Source organism: Trichococcus sp., from assembly GCF_055118575.1.
Window position 1 is genome coordinate 1 of the sequence record NZ_JBSQPW010000035.1, and the last position, 17,686, is coordinate 17,686.

A 17,686-nucleotide genomic window follows, 5' to 3' on the forward strand; every position below is an offset into this window, starting at 1 on the left:
GTGAGGCCCTCTGATGTCGCACTGTGACAACAGAGTACTTGACCGATTAGGTCACAGTGTTTCCTTAATCAGGGCTGAACGAACCCGTTCAGCTTTTCTGATAGTTCTCATGATCACTCAATATAGATGGCCTGACTACCGAATTGCTCCCATGAAGCAATAAAACTACTTTTATCCACAGGCTGATTTTTTTTCCCGAAAGGATCATTTACATAAAAAAAGTTTTCATCATAGCCGACTATGACAACGCTGTGCTCATTATAGCTGATATTGACTTCACCGGTTGGTGTTTGCCACACTTCCATATCGTCGACTGGGGCATAGCTGGTACTGGTGATTGTCCAGACTGGGTAGCCTTGATTCAAAGCATCAATCACAGCCTCAAAAGAGCTGCCAGTGATATCCTTGATGCGATCTGATGACACGAAATTAGAAGCTAAGATAGCTATGGGCCCATGGTATACACTAAAACCAGAGTTATAACCGGTAATATCACCTACGAAAGCATCGTTTGGGTTGCCACGCAGACCGTTCTCATAAATGATCGGAACCGAAGGGAGCCATGCAGCGACATCATTTTTTGATATCGAAACGTTATTATACTGCAGTATCATTGTCAGCGAAGTTACCTCGCAACCGTTATATAAAATTGGATGATCCATTTGATTCAAGAGTGGGACATCCAATAACACTTCTTTTTTTTCTTCTGCTACATCGGTTTGATTATCTAAAATAGATGCACTTTCCGACGGTGCAAGTCTGATTGATAATGTACAGATGATAAAAGTTATCAGTAAACCTCTTTTGAGAAGCGATTTTGTCATCATAGTAACTCCCTTAGAATAGTGATGTGTCAGATTTTTTTAGACTAAAATTTGAAACGCCTTTATATTAGTCGGCAGTAACCGGAAATAATTAATCTGGATAGTCTATAAATATACTGAAATGATTCACAAAAAAATAAGCTATACTTATTTTATCGACTCTGCTATCATAATAAATAGATTGTAAGTGTATACAAGAAAGGAGGAATTTATATGGGAACAATGAAGGATGTAGCTGCATTGGCCAAGGTGGGTGTCGGCACCGTATCGCGTGTGCTGAACAATTCCGGGGCTGTAAAAGAATCGACCCGCAGAAAAGTGGAAGCGGCGATGAAAGAATTGAACTATATTCCGAATGCCTATGCGCGCGGACTGAAGATGAACAAAACCTACACGATTGCATTGATCATTCCGACAATCTGGCATCCATTCTTTTCGGAATTCGCCTACTTCGTGGAGCGGAATTTGTCTGAACATAAATACAAGATGCTGTTGTGCAACTCCGATGTCAGCAATGACAAGGAACTGGAATATATTCAGATGGTTCAGGAAAATAAAGTGGATGGCATCATCGGCATCACCTATTCGGATTTGGATGGTTTTGTCTCATCGCAGTTGCCTTTCGTAACCATTGACCGCCATTTCAAGGAAGAAACGGTTTGCGTCACATCGGACAACTTTCGTGCAGGCCAGCTGGCTGTAGAAAAATTGGTCGAAAAGGGCTGCAAAAAAATCGGTTACGTCGGAACACATTCACGCTTTCCTAGCGAGACGACGAAAAGAAGAAACGGATTTGAAACGCAGGCCGAACTCATGGAAATTCCTTATGCCATCTACGATGGGGAAGACCCAGTTATGGAATTCAAAAAGGAGATCCGAAACTTTTTCGAAGAAAATCCGGATGTGGATGGTGTATTTGCCCACACAGATTTCATTGCTTTGGACATTCTGGAAGTTTTGGATGAATTGGAACGCAAAGTGCCGGAGCAAGTGCAGATCATCGGTTGTGATGGCATCAAGATGGAAGCAGGGCGCAAACAGTTCCTATCAACAATTCGTCAGCCAGTTGATCTGATGGCTAAAGCCGCAGTCGAAAAAATCATCCAGGTAATCGATGGCGAAGCCGTCAAAACGAAGATCACGTTGCCTGTCCATTACGTAGAAGGGCCGACAACAAAAAATAAAATATTAAATTAATGTATCTTTGGTATTGACAGAAAACGGTTACTGAATTATTATAGGTTTAAATCAAAAACATATTTTTTTTGAAGCAAAGTGGAAACGTTTCAACTTCCCGAAAAACGTTTCCCTATTTTTGAAATCGCAGGCAGGCTGGTGAACCATCAACCGCACCGATTTCAAAAGTAGCCTGCCTCTCCATGAGAGCCGGTTGGACCAAGTGATTGGATCAGTCGCTGAAATTCTTCAAAATATATTTTTTTGAACCAAATTGGAAACGTTTCTATTGCAGGACGTTTCCAAGTTTTTGGAACAAATTGGAAACGTTTCATTTTTCAAAAGGAGGAGTTAGAATAGTCATGAAAAAAAGCCAGACAAGCAATCCAAAAAAAATCACTCAATCGAAGTGGGAATTCATCAAGCAGCACAGAATGCTCTATTACATGTTGATGCCGGGCCTGTTGCTCACGTTAGTATTCAAATATTTCCCGATGTACGGCATTCTCCTGGCTTTCAAGGATTACAATCCACTGAGGGGGATCATGGGCAGCGATTGGGTGGGTGTTGAAAATTTCGTGCAATTTATCGATTCGCCAAACTTCGGGCTGTTGTTGGAGAACACGCTCAAAATCAGTATCTACGGTCTCATCTTAGGATTCTTTCCGCCGGTTCTCTTGGCCTTATCCTTGAATCACCTTGTCAGCACCAAATGGAAGAAACGATTCCAACTGATTCTGTATGCACCGAACTTTATTTCCTTGGTTATCATCGTGGGGATGTTGTTCATGTTCCTGGCGGCAGACGGTCCGATCAACGGTTTTGTCGAAAGCATAACCGGTTCGAGGATCAAATTCATGACCGATCCTGCATATTTCCGGACGTTATACATCCTTTCCGGTATTTGGCAAGGGATGGGTTGGGCATCCGTTCTTTACACAGCCACATTAGCCAACGTAAGTCAGGATCTGATTGATGCAGCGCACATGGATGGTGCCAATATTCTCTATCGTATTTGGTACATCGACCTGCCGGCGATTCGCCCGATCATGGTCATCCAGTTCATTCTTTCTGTAGGGGGCATCATGAATGTCGGCTACGAGAAAGCGTTCCTGATGCAGACATCAATGAACCTGCCTGTTTCTGAAATCATCTCGACTTACGTCTACAAAGTCGGTCTGCAGATGGGAGATTATGGCTATTCAACCGCAGTCGGCTTATTCAATACCATCATCAACATCATGCTGCTGCTTGCTGTGAATACGATAGCAAACAAAGTCAGCAACGATGACGCGGCTTTATAGAGAGAGGAGAACAAAATGATAACGTTGACAAAATTTGACCGCAGCGTCCTGCTGCTGAATCGTATCCTGGTAGGTATTCTCGTTCTGATTACCCTGTCGCCACTACTGTATGTACTGATCGCTTCCTTCATGGATCCCTTCACCCTCCGGTCACAAGGGCTGAGCCTGAATCCTGCGAACTGGAGCATGGATGGCTACAAAAGGGTTCTGCAAGATCCGGCGATCATCAGAGGATTCGTGAATTCGATCTTCTATTCTTTCACCTACAGTGTTTTGACGGTAGGGGTATCCATCCTGACCGCTTATCCTTTGTCCAAAAAGAAACTGGTCGGCAAACGCCCGATCACAATCTTCCTGATGATCACGATGTTCATCGGAGGCGGATTGGTTCCGACCTACTTATTGGTGAAAAACTTGGGCATGCTGAATACGGTGTGGGCCATCATCCTTCCCGGCTCGATCAACGTCTGGAACATCATCTTGGCACGGACATACTTTAAACAACTGCCCGACGAGCTGGAGGAGGCGGCCATCATCGACGGCGCCAATGAAATGCAGATCTTCTTCAAAATCATGCTGCCGCTGGCGAAACCGATCATTTTCGTACTGTTCCTCTATGCTTTTGTGGGACAGTGGAATTCCTACTTCGATGCCATGATCTACCTGAACGATGCAGACCTGCAACCGTTGCAAATCGTGTTGCGGAAAATATTGATCCAAAATCAACCGCAACAAGACATGATCGGATCCGCCACCCAGATGGCCGAAATGGCGCAATTGGCTGAACTGATCAAATACTCGACAATCGTCATCTCCAGCTTACCGCTTCTTGTGATGTATCCTTTCTTCCAGAAGTACTTCGATAAAGGAATGATGGCAGGTTCACTTAAAGGCTAGGCAATACGCAACACAAAATAAAAAAAAGATAAAGGAGCAATACAAAATGAGAGTAAAATACATTGGCACAGCACTATTATCCACAGCAACAATCCTGACTTTAGCGGCATGCGGTTCATCCGACGGCGCCTCTTCTCCTGATTACGAATTGACAGATGTTTCCTTTCCGCTTGAAGAAACAGTGACCTTGAAAATGTCCACTTCCAGTTCCCCGTTGGCACCGGCCGATCCGAACGAAAAACTGATCTTCCAACGTTTGGAAGAACAATCCGGCGTCAATATCGAATGGAAAAACTATTCCTCTGACTACATCGAAAAACGGAATCTGGACATTTCCAGCGGCGACTTGCCGGATGCGATGTGGAATGCCGGCGCCAGCGACTACGACCTGCTCTCATGGGCTGAAGACGGCGTAATCATCCCCTTGGAGGATTTGATCAATGAACATATGCCGAACTTCAAAAAAGTCTTGGACGAAAATCCGGAATATTTGGCCATGATCACGGCGCCTGATGGCCACATCTACTCGCTTCCGTGGATCGAAGAATTGGGTCAGGATAAAGAATCCATCCATACTGTAAACGATATTCCGTGGATCAACGTCGACTGGCTGAACGCACTGGGTCTGGAAATGCCGCAAACAACAGATGAATTGATGGTTGTCTTGGAAGCCTTCAAAACACAAGACCCGAACGGAAATGGCGAAGCCGACGAAATTCCGATTTCATTCATCAACAACGGCGGGAATGAGGACATGAAATTCCTCTTCGGCGCATTCGGGATCGGCGACAATGATGATCATTTGGTCGTAAATGACGACGGCACAATCGATTTCACTGCCGACAACGAAGAATTCAAGGCCGGAGTTGAATACTTCAACGAAATGTACAACAAAGACCTGATCGACGTGGAAGCTTTTGAGCAAGACTGGAATGCTTATGTAGCGAAAGGGAAAGAACAACTATTCGGCGTGTATTTCACTTGGGATAAAGCCAATGTCTCCGGAGCGAATGATTCCTATGAGCCGCTTCCTGCTTTAGCTGGACCGAGCGGAGAAAAACATGTGACGCGTACGAACGGCTTCGGCTTCAGCCGTGATCGCTTCGTCATCACAAGCGCCAACAAAAATCTGGAGCTGACAGCTAAATGGGCAGATCAGATGTACGTGCCGATCCAATCCGTGCAGAACAACTGGGGTACTTATGGAGACGAAACGCAACAGAATATCTTTGAATACGTAGAAGCAACCGATTCGTTGAAGCATCTGCCTTTGGATGGCACAGCACCAGGCGAATTGCGTCAAAAAACCGAAGCTGGTGGACCTTTGGCAATCTTGGACGAATACTACGGTACTGTGACGACGATGCCGGATGATGCACAATGGCGTTTGGACATCTTCAAAGACACTTACTTGGCTGACGTGCATAATCAATTCAATTATCCACGCGTATTCCTTTCATTAGAACAAGCGGACCGGATCGCTCAGATCGAGGCTGACTTGATGCCGTTCGTCAACAGAAAACGTGCGGAATGGATCGCAAACGGGAAAATCGCCGAAGAATGGGATGCCTACGTAGAGGAATTGAACCGTCTGGGACTGGAAGAATGGATGCAGATCAAACAGGATGCGTATGACACGTACCTGTCGAACAACAACTAACAACTAACAACTAACAACTGACAAACAAGCAAACAAGAAAAATCAAAGAAATGAGGGGTAGCGTGAACACCCAGAGTCAATCGGAATATTCAACAGATCGGGCCAACCGATACATAGCAGAAAACAAAGGAACGGTAAATCCGCTTTACCGGAATCAGTATCATGCATCCCCACCAGTGGGTTGGATGAACGATCCGAACGGTTTCGTACAATTCCAAGGGGCATACCACCTGTTTTATCAGTTTCATCCTTATGACGCGAAATGGGGCCCGATGCATTGGGGACACATGAAGTCGACGGACTTGATCCATTGGGAGGACTTGCCTGTCGCCTTGGCGCCGGATCAGGACTATGACCGCTTCGGTTGTTTCTCGGGCAGCGCCATCGAGAAGGATGGGAAATTGTATCTCTTATATACAGGCGTAACCGAAGCCGATGAGGAAGGCGTGCATCACCAGGTGCAGTGCCTGGCGGTGTCTGAGGATGGGCTGCACTTCGAGAAAGTGCAGCAAAATCCGGTCATCCCGATTGCGGCTTTACCGGAAGATGCTTCCCAGATCGATTTCCGGGATCCGAAAGTTTTTGAACACGCAGGCATGTACTACACGGTGGTAGCTTCCAAGGCAGGCGACGAGACAGGGCAGGTTTTGCTTTATCAATCTGCTGACTTGGTGGAATGGACTTTTGCCTCCGTCTTCCTGAAGGGGACTAAGCAACAGGGTATCATGTGGGAGTGCCCGGACTTTTTCCATCTGGACGGGAAGGATTTCCTGATCTTCTCGCCGATGCAATGGCCGCAGGATGGGGATGACTATCAGAATCTGAATTCATCGGTGCTGGCTGTCGGCGAGGTGGATTGGACGACGAAACAGTTCCATCCGGAAAGTTTCCAGGAATTGGATCACGGTTTGGACTACTATGCGCCGCAAACGTTAGTGGATGATGCGGGCAGAAGGATCTGCATCGGCTGGATGCAGATGTGGGGAAGGAATTTCCCAACGGATGAGCTGGGCCACGGCTGGACAGGATCGATGACGATCCCGAGAGAACTGAAATGGGAAGACGGCCAGCTGAAGCAATATCCGATCGGTATCGAAGTTGAGAGTTTGGACAATGTCGGCAACGGCTCTAAAATCATGCTGGAAGATGCCAAAGAGACTATCCCTGGCATCGAAGGAGATTGCGGCTTGCTGACGCTGAAAGTGGATACGTCCGAATTGGAAAAACTGTCCATCCATCTCCGTGAGAACGACAACGAAAGAACGATAGTCTACTATGATAAAGCAAAGAATGAATTGGGAATCGACCGATCCGCAAGTGGTATTGAACTGAAAGGGGAGGAAGCACACCCTCCCGTCAGCAGGAAAGTCGCGTTGTCCGTTGAGCGGAACTATCTTGAGCTTGCCATTTACTTGGACCGTTCGTCGGTTGAAGTGTTTGAGCGGAACGGTGAAGCGGTTATGACCGCAAACGTATATCCAAGAGCGGAAGCGACGGGCATCTCCTTTGAATGCAGCGGCAAAGCGGTGTTTGAGGAAGCGACTTTTACTCCCTTCATTTGATTGATGAACCAGTTTATTGGAACAAACAACTGCAACCGAAAGGAGACGTTATGCGGAAAGTTTACACGATTGGAGAAATATTGATTGATTTTTTCCCGAGTGAAATCGGAGTGCCATTGAAGGAGGTTTCCGGGTTCACGAAGCAACCGGGAGGCGCACCTGCAAATGTCGCGGTGACGGTCAGTCGTCTGGGCGGGAACGCGAGCTTCATCGGCAAAGTGGGTCAGGATGCCTTCGGGGATTATTTGACGGATGTGCTTGAACAGTACAAGGTGGATAGCAGTCATTTGTTCCGGACAGCTGAGGCGAACACGGCGCTGGCGTTCGTGTCGCTCCAGCAAAACGGGGAACGCGAATTCAGTTTCTACCGCAATCCGAGCGCGGACATGTTGCTGGACAAGGATGAAATGCGCGATATTGTCTTCACCTCCGGAGACATCCTGCATTTCTGCTCGGTCGATCTGATCGAAGCGCCCGTGAAATACGCACATCTGGAGGCTTTGGAGAAAATGAAGCAAGCAGGCGGAACAATCGTTTTTGATCCGAATGTCCGCTTGAACCTCTGGCCGGATCCGGAAATGCTGAAGCAGACAATCCAAGAATTCTTGCCTTATGCCGACATCCTGAAAATCAGCGATGACGAATTGGCCTTCATTACGGGCACAGATTCGGAAGCAGATGGGATAGCTGCATTGCTGAAGACGGAACCGAAACTGCTGATCTTTACCAAAGGCAGCAAGGGAGCGGATCTGTATTTCAAAGGCGAGAAGACCAGTGTGGAAGGTATCAGCGTCAAAGCGGTCGATACGACAGGGGCAGGCGACTCGTTCATCGGTGCTTTCCTCTATCAGATAGCGGAAAAAGCCGATTGGGAAGCATCCAGTTTGGATGAAATCCGCGAGATGGGTGCTTTCGCCAATCGTGTGGCAGCCTTGGTGACGACGCGGCCGGGTGGCATGAATTCCATCCCGACGCTGCAGGAAGTGCAAGAATTGACATGATGAGATAAGAAGAGCCAGGATGCTTGAAATCGAGCAGCCTGGCTTTTTTGTCGACAGAAGCGCAAGTTCTCGACATTCTAGGATACCGTCCTGGGCTGAAGCCCGACAGAAGTGCGATCCGTCAGGTATTTTGCGGTTTTCGGTAACGTTATTGTCGACAGATAGGCGATTTCTCGACATTCGAGAACACTATCCTGGGCTGAAGCCCGACAGAAGAGCGATCCGTCAGGTTTGATGAGGTTTTCGGTATCGTTATTGTCGACGGATAGGCGATCTCTCGACATTCGGGAACACTATCCTGGGCTGAAGCCCGACAGAAGAGCGATCCGTCAGGTGTTTTGCGGTTTTCGGTAACGTTATTGTCGACGGATAGGCGATCTCTCGACATTCGGTAACACCGTCCTGGGCTAAAGCCCGACAAACGAGCGATCCGTCAGGTATTTTGCGGTTTTCGGTATCGTTATTGTCGACGGATAGGCGATCTCTCGACATTCTAGGATACCGTCCTAGGTTAAAGCCCGACAGAAGTGCGATCCGTCAGGTTTGATGAGGTTTTCGGTATCGTTATTGTCGACGGATAGGCGAGCTCTCGCCATTCTAGGATACCGTCCTGGGCTAAAGCCCGACAGAAGTGCGATCCGTCAGGTTTGATGAGGTTTTCGGTATCCTTATTGTCGACGGATAGGCGATCTCTCGCCATTCGGGAACACCGTCCTGGGCTAAAGCCCGACAAACGAGCGATCCGTCAGGTATTTTGCGGTTTTCGGTATCGTTATTGTCGATGGATAGGCGATCTTTCGACATTCTAGGATACCATCCTGGACAGAAGCCCGACAGAAGAGCGACCCGTCAGGTTTGATGAGGTTTTCGGTATCGTTATTGTCGACGGATAGGCGATCTCTCGCCATTCTAGGATACCGTCCTGGGCAGAAGCCCGACAGAAGTGCGATCCGTCAGGTTTGATGAGGTTTTCGGTATCGTTATTGTCGACGGATAGGCGAGCTCTCGACATTCTAGAATACCGTCCTGGGCTGAAGCCCGACAACGTAACCTAAAAATCTCAAAAAAAGCATGAAAAAAGAGCCGCATGAAGCGGCTCGATTCCGATACGTTAATTTTCCAATATTTTCATGAACTCCGCACCGGTGATGGTCTCTTCGACCAGCAAATAGTGCGACAGCTCGTGCAGCTTCTCGCTGTTTTCGTTCAAGATGGCGATGGCTTTTTCATGAGCCTGCTTGATGATGTCCAGCACTTCCCGGTCGACCTGCTCGGCCATCCCGGCGGAGACATTCATGGAAGTGTCGCCGCCCAGATATTTGTTCGTCTGGGTTTCGATCTGCATCATGTCGAACGTATCGCTCATCCCGTAGCGCGTAATCATCGCCCGCGCCATTTTGGTCATCTGCTCAATATCATTCGAAGCACCGGTCGTGATGCTGCCGAAGACGATTTCCTCAGCCGCGCGACCACCAGCCAAAGTCACGATTTTGTTGAACAACTCTTGCTTCGTCATCAGCGACTTCTCGCCTTCCTCAATCTGCATCGTGTAACCGAGCGCACCGGAAGTACGCGGAATGATCGTGATCTTGTGGACCGGCGCAGATTCCGTCTGTTTCGCGGCTACCAACGCGTGGCCGATTTCATGATAAGAAACAATTTCCTTTTCTTTCGGTGAAATGACCGCATTCTTGCGCTGGTACCCAGCAATGACAGTCTCGACAGACTCCTCCAGATCGTTTTGCGTGACGGCGGTGCGGCCTTCACGGACGGCACGCAGACCGCCTTCGTTGATGATGTTTGCCAATTCCGCGCCGGAAGCACCGGAAGTGGCACGGGCAATTGTGTTGTAGTCAATATTCGGATCCATTTTGTAGTTCGTTGCATGTACTTTCAAGATGGCTTCGCGTCCTGCCAAGTCCGGCAGTTCTACCGGTACGCGACGGTCAAAACGGCCTGGGCGCAGTAGGGCAGCATCCAAGGATTCCGGGCGGTTGGTAGCAGCCAGGATGATGATGCCTTTGTTGGCTTCGAAGCCGTCCATTTCCGCCAGCAGTTGGTTCAAGGTCTGCTCACGTTCATCATTCCCGCCTCCGAAATTGCCGTTGTCGCGTTTCTTGCCTATCGTATCGATTTCATCGATGAAGACGATGCAGGGTGCTTTTTCGTTGGCTTCCTTGAACAGGTCACGGACTTTGGCGGCCCCTCGTCCGACGAACATCTCGACGAATTCGGACCCGGAAATGCTGAAGAACGGTACATCGGCTTCGCCTGCGACAGCGCGGGCAAGCAAGGTTTTACCGGTTCCGGGAGGTCCGACCAGCAGGATGCCTTTCGGATTTTTGGCTCCGATATCTTTGTATTTTTTCGGTTGGTGTAGGTAATCGACGACTTCGTTGAGCGCTTCTTTGGCTTCGTCCTGTCCGGCGACGTCCTTGAATGTCTTGGCGTCTTCACCGGCCTTCACGTAGACTTTGGCGTTCGATTTACCGAATGACAATGCGCCACCGGCTCCGCCGCCCATCCGTTTCGTCATCTGTTTCGCCAACAGGTTGCCCATGCCCCAGAAAAGCAGCAGCGGCAAGACCCACGAGACCAGGATGGAAACGATCGGCGAGGCTTCGGTCGGGATGTCCTTGCTGAAGGTCACATCGGCTTCTTCCAAGCGGCTGACGAGTGTCGGATCATCGATGAGGCCGGTGATGTAGACTTGTTTGTCGCCCGCGTCATCGGTCGCGACGAAGGTGATTTGGGTATCTTCGAGTTTCACTTCGGATACGTCGCCCGTCGACACTTGGTTCAGGAACGTGCTGTAGGTCACTTCCTCAACGCTCCGGTTCATGTAGCTCGGCAAAGCGAAATAGTTCATGAACATCAGGATGCTCAACGCCATCAGCAAGTAATAAGCTGTCCTTCTTCGGTTTTCGGGGTTTTCGTTATTCAGATTTAAATTCCATTTGCGGTTGTTTTTGTTTTTGTCATCTGCCATTTCTGTCAGTTCAATCCTCTCTTTGTTGTGCGTTCATTTCATCGATCAAGGCTTTTAGTTCTTTGATGCCGGCTGCAATTTTTTCAAGCCGCTCCTCGGATACGCCTTCCATCAGCAGGCAGTACTTGCTTTCGATATCCTGCTCCATCTGCTGAATGATCGCTTGGCCTTTCGGGGTAAGCTCCAGGGTGATGAAACGTTCGTCGTCAGCACGCCGTTCCCGCGTCAGATAACCAAGCTGTTCCAGTTTTTTGCAGATGGTCGAGACGTTTCCGTTGTTCATATCCATCACCTTCGCCAACTGGTTGAGTGACAGATTTTCGCTCAGCTTGATTTCCATCAGAATCCGCAACTGCAGCGGGGTAATGCAATAGTCCTTAGCGACCGGGCACATCACGGTATCCTTGGAAACTTGGATGGTCCGCATCAGATCCCAGATCTCTTTTTTCAAAAAATCAATTTTCATTTTGAAATCCGCTCCTTTGCCGGATAATAGTTGTGATGTAAAACTATTCTAAATCAAAACTGTTTTCCGTGCAAGCGGTTCAACTTGTTCTTAAACAAATCCTAAAGATTCATCCCGAATAGGAATGTTGTGGACCCACTATAAAGCAGCTGTGTGAAGAAATCATGAAGACGCTTGAAAGTATTTCATAAGAAAAGTATTTGCGGGCGCTCGCCGGAGGACAGCGGCCGGATGGGGCATCAGCTCCGGCGAGGGGACGCCGGCCGGAGGAACGCGCACCAAAGATGGCCCCACCTCCGATGAGGCCCGCTTCCCCGGAGGTGGGCATTCAGAATGTTGGGCGAACTCCGGCGAGGCCTCCGTTCACCGGAGGAAAGGAAAAAGCAGCCGCTCGCCGGAGGACAGCGGCCGAACCGGGCATCAGCTTCGGCGAGGGGACGCTGGCCGGAGGAACGCGCACCAAAGATGGTCCACCTCCGATGAGGCCCGCTTCCCCGGAGAAGGGCGTTCAGAATGTTGGGCGAACTCCGGGGAGGCCTCCGCTCATCGGAGGAAACAAAAATTGCCTTCCTAACGGTAATATGCGGATGCTTCCTGTCGTCAGCGCTACCGTGTATAATGAAGCAGAGAGATTTTGTGATTACAAAAAAGGACGGATGATCAATATGAAAGCATATAAATATATCCAAACGCCGCTCGGGGAATATTTGTTGGCGGAGAACGGCAAGGGCATCACGTTTCTGGAGCATGCTGCATTGGAGCTGGATCCGCGCATCGAAAAGGAAATCGCGTCCGGCGAAATGGTTGAGGCTGATACGCCGTTGTTGCTGGAAGGGGAGCGCCAATTGCTCGATTATTTCAGAGGTGAACGTCAGGCGTTCAATCTGCCTTTGGATGCGGCCGGAACGCCTTTCCAGTTGAGAGTCTGGGAAGCTTTGCGCCAAATCCCTTACGGTGAGACGCGCAGCTACAAGGACATCGCCATAGCTGTCGAAAATCCCAAAGGCGTCCGCGCCATCGGTATGGCCAACAACCGCAATCCGATTTCGATCATCACGCCTTGCCACCGCGTCATCGGTACGAATGGGAAACTGGTGGGGTACGCCGGCGGGCTGCATCTGAAGGAATATTTGCTGAAGCTTGAAGCGAATGTTGCCATCAAGAAAGCGGGACTATTTTGAATGCGGGGCAAATTGTCGAATGTTCCGCGCGTATTTGACAATTTCAGTACGATGCGGAAGCAAATTATCGAATGTTTCTAGACATTCGACAATTTCGGCCTGAAGTGGAAGCAAGTTACCGAATGTCCCTCACCTATTCGACAATTTCAGCCCACCTTGCTGAGTATTTTGCTCTCCTGGGTACTTCTCGATTCTCAGAAAAGAAAGAGACCGTGGAAATGAGAGGATTTTATCTCCCATTTCCACGGTCTCTTATTTGTCAATACCCTTAAGTTAATGACATTAAGATATCGGGGCTGCTTCTATCATTCTTTTGCGGTTTTATTTGTCATTCCACATACAAAGACAGTTTCTTTTCGATGCGTGTCTGGAAGGCAGCGAAGACGCTGCAGATTGCCCAGTAGATGAGCGCGACCAGGATGTACATGGTCATGTAGTCGAACTCGCGGCCGCCGACGATTTTGGCGTTCTGGAACATTTCCGGAACGGTGATCATTGCCGCCAGGGACGAGCCTTTGATCAGATCAAGCAGCACGTTGCTCATCGGTGGAATCGCGATCCGCATGGCTTGCGGCACGATGACTTTGCGCATAATGAACGACCATTTCAGCCCCAGCGCATAGGCCGCTTCCCATTGTCCGTGGTTGACAGAATTCAATGACGAGCGGATGATTTCCGCGCTGTAGGCGGCTGAACTCATACTGAAACCGATGATGGCTGCCGTGACTGCCGTGAATTGGACGCCGATGAACGGAAAGCCGAAGTAAAGCAGGAACAAGATGACCAAAGTAGGGGTTCCCCTCATGAAGGAGATGTAGATGCGTGCGAGCCAGCGCAGTGGTTTCAACTTGGCTAGCTGCAGCATCGCAAGAACAAAGCCAAGCAGCGTTCCATTCACCATGCTGGTCAACGCGATTCCGAGCGTATAGCCCATCCCCTGAAGGACGTACGGGAGGCTGTCGAGAGCCAATTCCGGATTGAAGATATACTGCCATTGGATGCCTGACATGTCTTGCCCACCTTTCTGTTTGTCTTATTATTACATATCGCTTACGTCAATCACAGGGAAATCGTACTCGATCTGCACAGTCACATCCGCGCCGTCGTAGAATTGTTTCGACAGTTCGGCCAAAGTGCCGTCAGCACGCATTTCTTCCAAAGCTTCGTTGAATTTCTCGGTCAATTCGTCATTGCCTTTTTTGATGGAGAAATTGGTTTCGGATGGGTTGTAGAAAATGTCATGCACTTTTACAGGGATGTCCGGCAAAGCGGCAGTCGCCAATTTTTGTGCGTAGTAGTCGTTCAGGATAACGTCAGTCCGGCCGTTCGCTACGTCCGAAAGATACATATCGTTTGTCGCATTGTCGTAGATTTTTTCTTCTGCGCCGAAGTAACGGGCAACTTTCATGTAAGTTGTTGTAGCCGCACCTGCAGCGATTTTGCCTTTCAGATCTTCGAGCGTTTCGATGCCGGAATTGTCGGATTCACGGACAACCATGGCTCCGAATGAATATTTGTAAGGGGTCGTGTAATTATATTTGTCGGCATTTTCGCCATTGCGGTCGATTCCGAATGCTGCAACATCCACTGCGCCGCTGTTAACGGAAGTAAGCATGCCGTCAACGCCCATTTCTGTGAATTCTACCTCAACGCCGATGCGCTCAGCGACTTCACGTAGGATTTCCACTTCGTAACCGGTCAATTCATCGGTTTCTTTGTCGTGATAAGAATTAGGGTAAAGCGTCCCGGAAGTGGCTGCCTTCAAGACGCCGGCTTCCTCAATTTTGTCCCATGCTGTTTCTGAATCAGTTAACACCGCTGTATCAGTAGCGCTGCTGTCGGCTGTTTCGCCGCTCCCGCAAGCTGCCAAAGTCAAACCCAGTAATGCTGTCAAACCGCCAAATAAAACTCTCTTTTTCTTAACCATCCGTGAAACCTCTCCTTTTTCCTCGAATAAGAACTAGACATAAGATAGCACGTATCCGGATTGAAAGCAACCGTTTTACACATAAAAATAACACAGTTTTTATTGCTGTTATAAATTGGTTTCATCAAAAAGATTGAACAAAATGAACATGTATTCTTCTGTGTTTCCGAACATTCGCTCGGGAGGTTGTTACAGTTCGCAAAACAGTTTGTGAAGTGGGGAACAGCTCCTGCAATATGCAATGAAAGTTACTGAAAACAAGAAGAGGGCACATTAGGGAACTTTGCCTCGGAGCGAGCCGGAATAGTCGAATACTCGAGGAACATCCGATTATTTGGATCGGTCGCGGGACGAAATTGTCGAATGCTTAGTAACATTCGACAATTTGACCCCAGAGCTAAGCAGATTTATCGAATATTCGAGGAACATTCGACAATTTCGCCCAAAAGCCAAGTATGCAAAAAACCCGGATCGGTGTCAAACACCAATCCGGGTCTATCAAGTTTAAATATCAATCATATTTTCCTCAACGAACCCCGCGCACGTTCTCTGCATCGAAGCTGAAAAGGATGCCGTTGCCCGGCACATCCAGCTGCATCCGCTCGACGATGGCGGCTTCCACAGTGGGAGCGACATCAGACGTGACGAGGTTCATGATGATGTCCTTGCCGTTGTCGAGTTCGATCCCGAACACTTTCCGGCATTTTTCTGCGAAGGCGCCGGTCCCATGGAAGAGGGTACCCCCGCGCGCACCCGCCGCGGCGGCCGCTTCGACGACCTCGTCACCCAACCCAGCGGCCACGAGCGTGAAGACAGCTTCGTGACCGGGAGTCGGATGGGCATCCTCTTCAACCATGTGCAGGCGTTCACCGTGCGTACCCAGCAGGTGGGCAACGGGACTCGTGAACAAAATGCCGCGATTCGGCAGCTCGAAGTGGAAGAGCGAGCTGATGTGGTCGATGGCAGGTTGCGTCTTATCACGCGCGCAGACCATAAAGAGGATTTCTTTTTTTACTTCATAAAAACCGATTGTGCGCAATAATGTGCTGGAAACCGTTCCGGAACCATGCAGGATGGACCCTCCGGTGATGCCGCATTTCTTCGCTTCCTCAAGCACGCGGCTGGCTTTGCCGATGTTGACGACGACAAAAATGACGTCGTAGAATCGTGTATTCTCAATTTGTTTGGTCAATCAAAGACCCTCCTTTACACTGTTGCGCTGGTAGATGGCGCCTAACAATTGCAGCGAAATGATCGGCATCATCGCCACCATCGCGATCATCCCGAAGCCTTCCAGGAGCACGTTGGCGTCCGGCGTGATTTCCGCGACACCCTGGATGAACGCCAGGATGAAAGTGGCCGTCATCGGACCTGAAGCCACGCCACCCGCATCAAAGGCGATCCCGACGAACAGCTTCGGGACTTTGTAGGAGAGGGCGAGGATGATCAGATAGCCGGGGACGAGATAGTGCCACAGCTGCAGCCAAGGGATGAGTACGCGCACGACCGACAAGAGGACGGCCAGACCGACGCCGATGGACAGGAAGCCCAGCACAATACCGCGCTTTACATATCCAGTTGTAACATCTTCTATTTGATGCGTCAATACATAGACTGCCGGTTCTGCCAAAATGACCAGTACACCCAGTATGAAACCGACGACCAGCACCGGAATGGCACTGTCCATCCCAGCAATCAGCATGCCGAGTTTACGTCCGACTTCCATGAAACCGGCATTGACGCCTGTCAGGAATAGCACCAACCCGACAAAGAGATAGGCCATACCCAAGAAAATGCGGCGGAAAGCCCGTTTTGAAAGTTTTTCGTCGGCGAAAAAGATGTGGTTCAGCACGAAGATGATCAGGATCGGCGAAACCGCCAAGAGGATTTCGCCGGCGATCTTCGGCAGTTCGTGCAGGAAGGGCGCAAGCCAATGGGTCGCTGTAGCCGCGCTGGCTGGTATCGAGCCCGAGAGCGGTTCGTCGGAACGGACGAACAATCCCAGGATCAAGACTGCCAAAATGGCACCGGCTGAGGCGATCCCGACCAGACCGAAACTGTCTTCCTCCGCTGATTGCGTCCGCCGGTTCAAAGAAGCCACCCCGACCGCCAGCGCCAACATGAAGGGAACGGTCAAAGCACCGGTCGTCGATCCCGAGGCATCAAACGCGATGGCGAAGAGATCGTTGGTGCTGAAGTAGGCCAAGCCGAAGATGACCAGGTAGAGGAACGTGAACGTTTTGTTCAGCGGATAACGGTAAACGATCCGGAACAGGCCGAGCGTCAGTAAGACAGCGATGCCGACGGAAACGACGACCAGGAGCAAGTTTTTCGGATACATGCCGTTCGTGACCTCGGAAACCTGCGTCGCCAAAATATGCAGATCCGGTTCCGCAATCGAGATGAAGAAACCCAAAACAAGCCCCATCCCGAGCACGTATTTCATGCTGTTGCTGCGGGCCAAGCCTTTCCCGAGGAATTTTCCGATTGGTGTAATGCCGATGTCCACACCGAACAGGAAGATCGACAAGCCAATGATGATCAAAAATGCACCGAACAGGAAACGCTGCAGATCAATCGTTTCGAGCGGCGTCACCGTGAAATGAAGCAGGACGACAAGCAAGGTGATCGGCAGCACGGACTGCAGAACTTCCCTCAATTTTTCAGTAAATATACCCATATATTCAATCCTTTCATAG

Annotated in this window: 15 protein-coding genes; 7 read left to right on the forward strand and 8 right to left on the reverse strand. The window is 49.3% G+C overall.

The features are described from left to right. Positions 1–113 precede the first annotated feature (113 nt). Positions 114–827 carry a C39 family peptidase gene (locus ACTCCX_RS10135; RefSeq protein WP_463275878.1) on the reverse strand — a complete coding sequence of 238 codons (714 nt, stop codon included), beginning with the start codon at positions 825–827 and terminating at the stop codon, positions 114–116. Between the two features lie 210 nt (positions 828–1,037). On the opposite strand from ACTCCX_RS10135, the gene ACTCCX_RS10140 reads away from it, so the two are divergent. The 6 genes from ACTCCX_RS10140 (at position 1,038) to ACTCCX_RS10165 (ending at position 8,424) form a co-directional block, all read left to right on the forward strand. After that, complete coding sequence (locus tag ACTCCX_RS10140) at positions 1,038–2,021, forward strand: LacI family DNA-binding transcriptional regulator (RefSeq protein WP_463275879.1); 984 nt, start codon at positions 1,038–1,040, stop codon at positions 2,019–2,021. A 341-nt stretch (positions 2,022–2,362) separates the two neighbouring features. Continuing rightward, positions 2,363–3,304 carry an ABC transporter permease gene (locus tag ACTCCX_RS10145; RefSeq protein WP_463275880.1) on the forward strand — a complete coding sequence of 314 codons (942 nt, stop codon included), beginning with the start codon at positions 2,363–2,365 and terminating at the stop codon, positions 3,302–3,304. A 15-nt stretch (positions 3,305–3,319) separates the two neighbouring features. Further along, positions 3,320–4,201, forward strand: a complete 882-nt coding sequence (locus ACTCCX_RS10150) for a carbohydrate ABC transporter permease (protein WP_463275881.1) — start codon at positions 3,320–3,322, stop codon at positions 4,199–4,201. Positions 4,202–4,247: 46 nt separating this feature from the next. After that, a complete protein-coding gene (locus tag ACTCCX_RS10155; protein WP_463275882.1) occupies positions 4,248–5,861 on the forward strand; it encodes an ABC transporter substrate-binding protein in 1,614 nt (537 codons plus the stop codon). Positions 5,862–5,923: 62 nt separating this feature from the next. After that, positions 5,924–7,423, forward strand: coding sequence for a glycoside hydrolase family 32 protein (locus tag ACTCCX_RS10160; protein WP_463275883.1), 1,500 nt, complete (start codon positions 5,924–5,926; stop codon positions 7,421–7,423). A 50-nt stretch (positions 7,424–7,473) separates the two neighbouring features. Beyond that, positions 7,474–8,424 (forward strand): carbohydrate kinase family protein, encoded by a 951-nt coding sequence (locus tag ACTCCX_RS10165; RefSeq protein WP_463275884.1) that lies wholly within the window; start codon positions 7,474–7,476, stop codon positions 8,422–8,424. A 719-nt stretch (positions 8,425–9,143) separates the two neighbouring features. On the opposite strand, the gene ACTCCX_RS10170 is transcribed toward ACTCCX_RS10165, so the two are convergent. From ACTCCX_RS10170 to ACTCCX_RS10180, 3 genes are all read right to left on the reverse strand, one after another. Next, the gene (locus tag ACTCCX_RS10170; protein ID WP_463275885.1) at positions 9,144–9,332 is read right to left on the reverse strand and encodes a hypothetical protein; all 189 of its coding nucleotides are present in this window, start codon (positions 9,330–9,332) and stop codon (positions 9,144–9,146) included. A 203-nt stretch (positions 9,333–9,535) separates the two neighbouring features. Beyond that, positions 9,536–11,413, reverse strand: coding sequence for an ATP-dependent zinc metalloprotease FtsH (gene ftsH / locus ACTCCX_RS10175; protein ID WP_463275886.1), 1,878 nt, complete (start codon positions 11,411–11,413; stop codon positions 9,536–9,538). Positions 11,414–11,423: 10 nt separating this feature from the next. After that, positions 11,424–11,879, reverse strand: coding sequence for a MarR family winged helix-turn-helix transcriptional regulator (locus tag ACTCCX_RS10180; RefSeq protein ID WP_463275887.1), 456 nt, complete (start codon positions 11,877–11,879; stop codon positions 11,424–11,426). Between the two features lie 665 nt (positions 11,880–12,544). Here ACTCCX_RS10180 and ACTCCX_RS10185 point away from each other — a divergent pair. Next, positions 12,545–13,060, forward strand: a complete 516-nt coding sequence (locus tag ACTCCX_RS10185) for a methylated-DNA--[protein]-cysteine S-methyltransferase (RefSeq protein ID WP_463275888.1) — start codon at positions 12,545–12,547, stop codon at positions 13,058–13,060. Between the two features lie 328 nt (positions 13,061–13,388). Here the strand turns inward: ACTCCX_RS10185 and ACTCCX_RS10190 are convergent, their stop codons facing one another. The 4 genes from ACTCCX_RS10190 to ACTCCX_RS10205 form a co-directional block, all read right to left on the reverse strand. Then, complete coding sequence (locus tag ACTCCX_RS10190) at positions 13,389–14,069, reverse strand: amino acid ABC transporter permease (RefSeq protein ID WP_463275889.1); 681 nt, start codon at positions 14,067–14,069, stop codon at positions 13,389–13,391. Positions 14,070–14,099: 30 nt separating this feature from the next. Next, a complete protein-coding gene (locus tag ACTCCX_RS10195) occupies positions 14,100–14,987 on the reverse strand; it encodes a transporter substrate-binding domain-containing protein (protein WP_463275890.1) in 888 nt (295 codons plus the stop codon). A 526-nt stretch (positions 14,988–15,513) separates the two neighbouring features. Further along, entirely contained in the window at positions 15,514–16,179 is a 666-nt protein-coding gene (locus tag ACTCCX_RS10200; protein ID WP_463275891.1) for a hypothetical protein, read from the reverse strand. After that, a complete protein-coding gene (locus tag ACTCCX_RS10205) occupies positions 16,180–17,667 on the reverse strand; it encodes a DUF1538 domain-containing protein (protein WP_463275892.1) in 1,488 nt (495 codons plus the stop codon). It lies immediately after the preceding gene. Between the last annotated feature and the right edge of the window lie 19 nt (positions 17,668–17,686).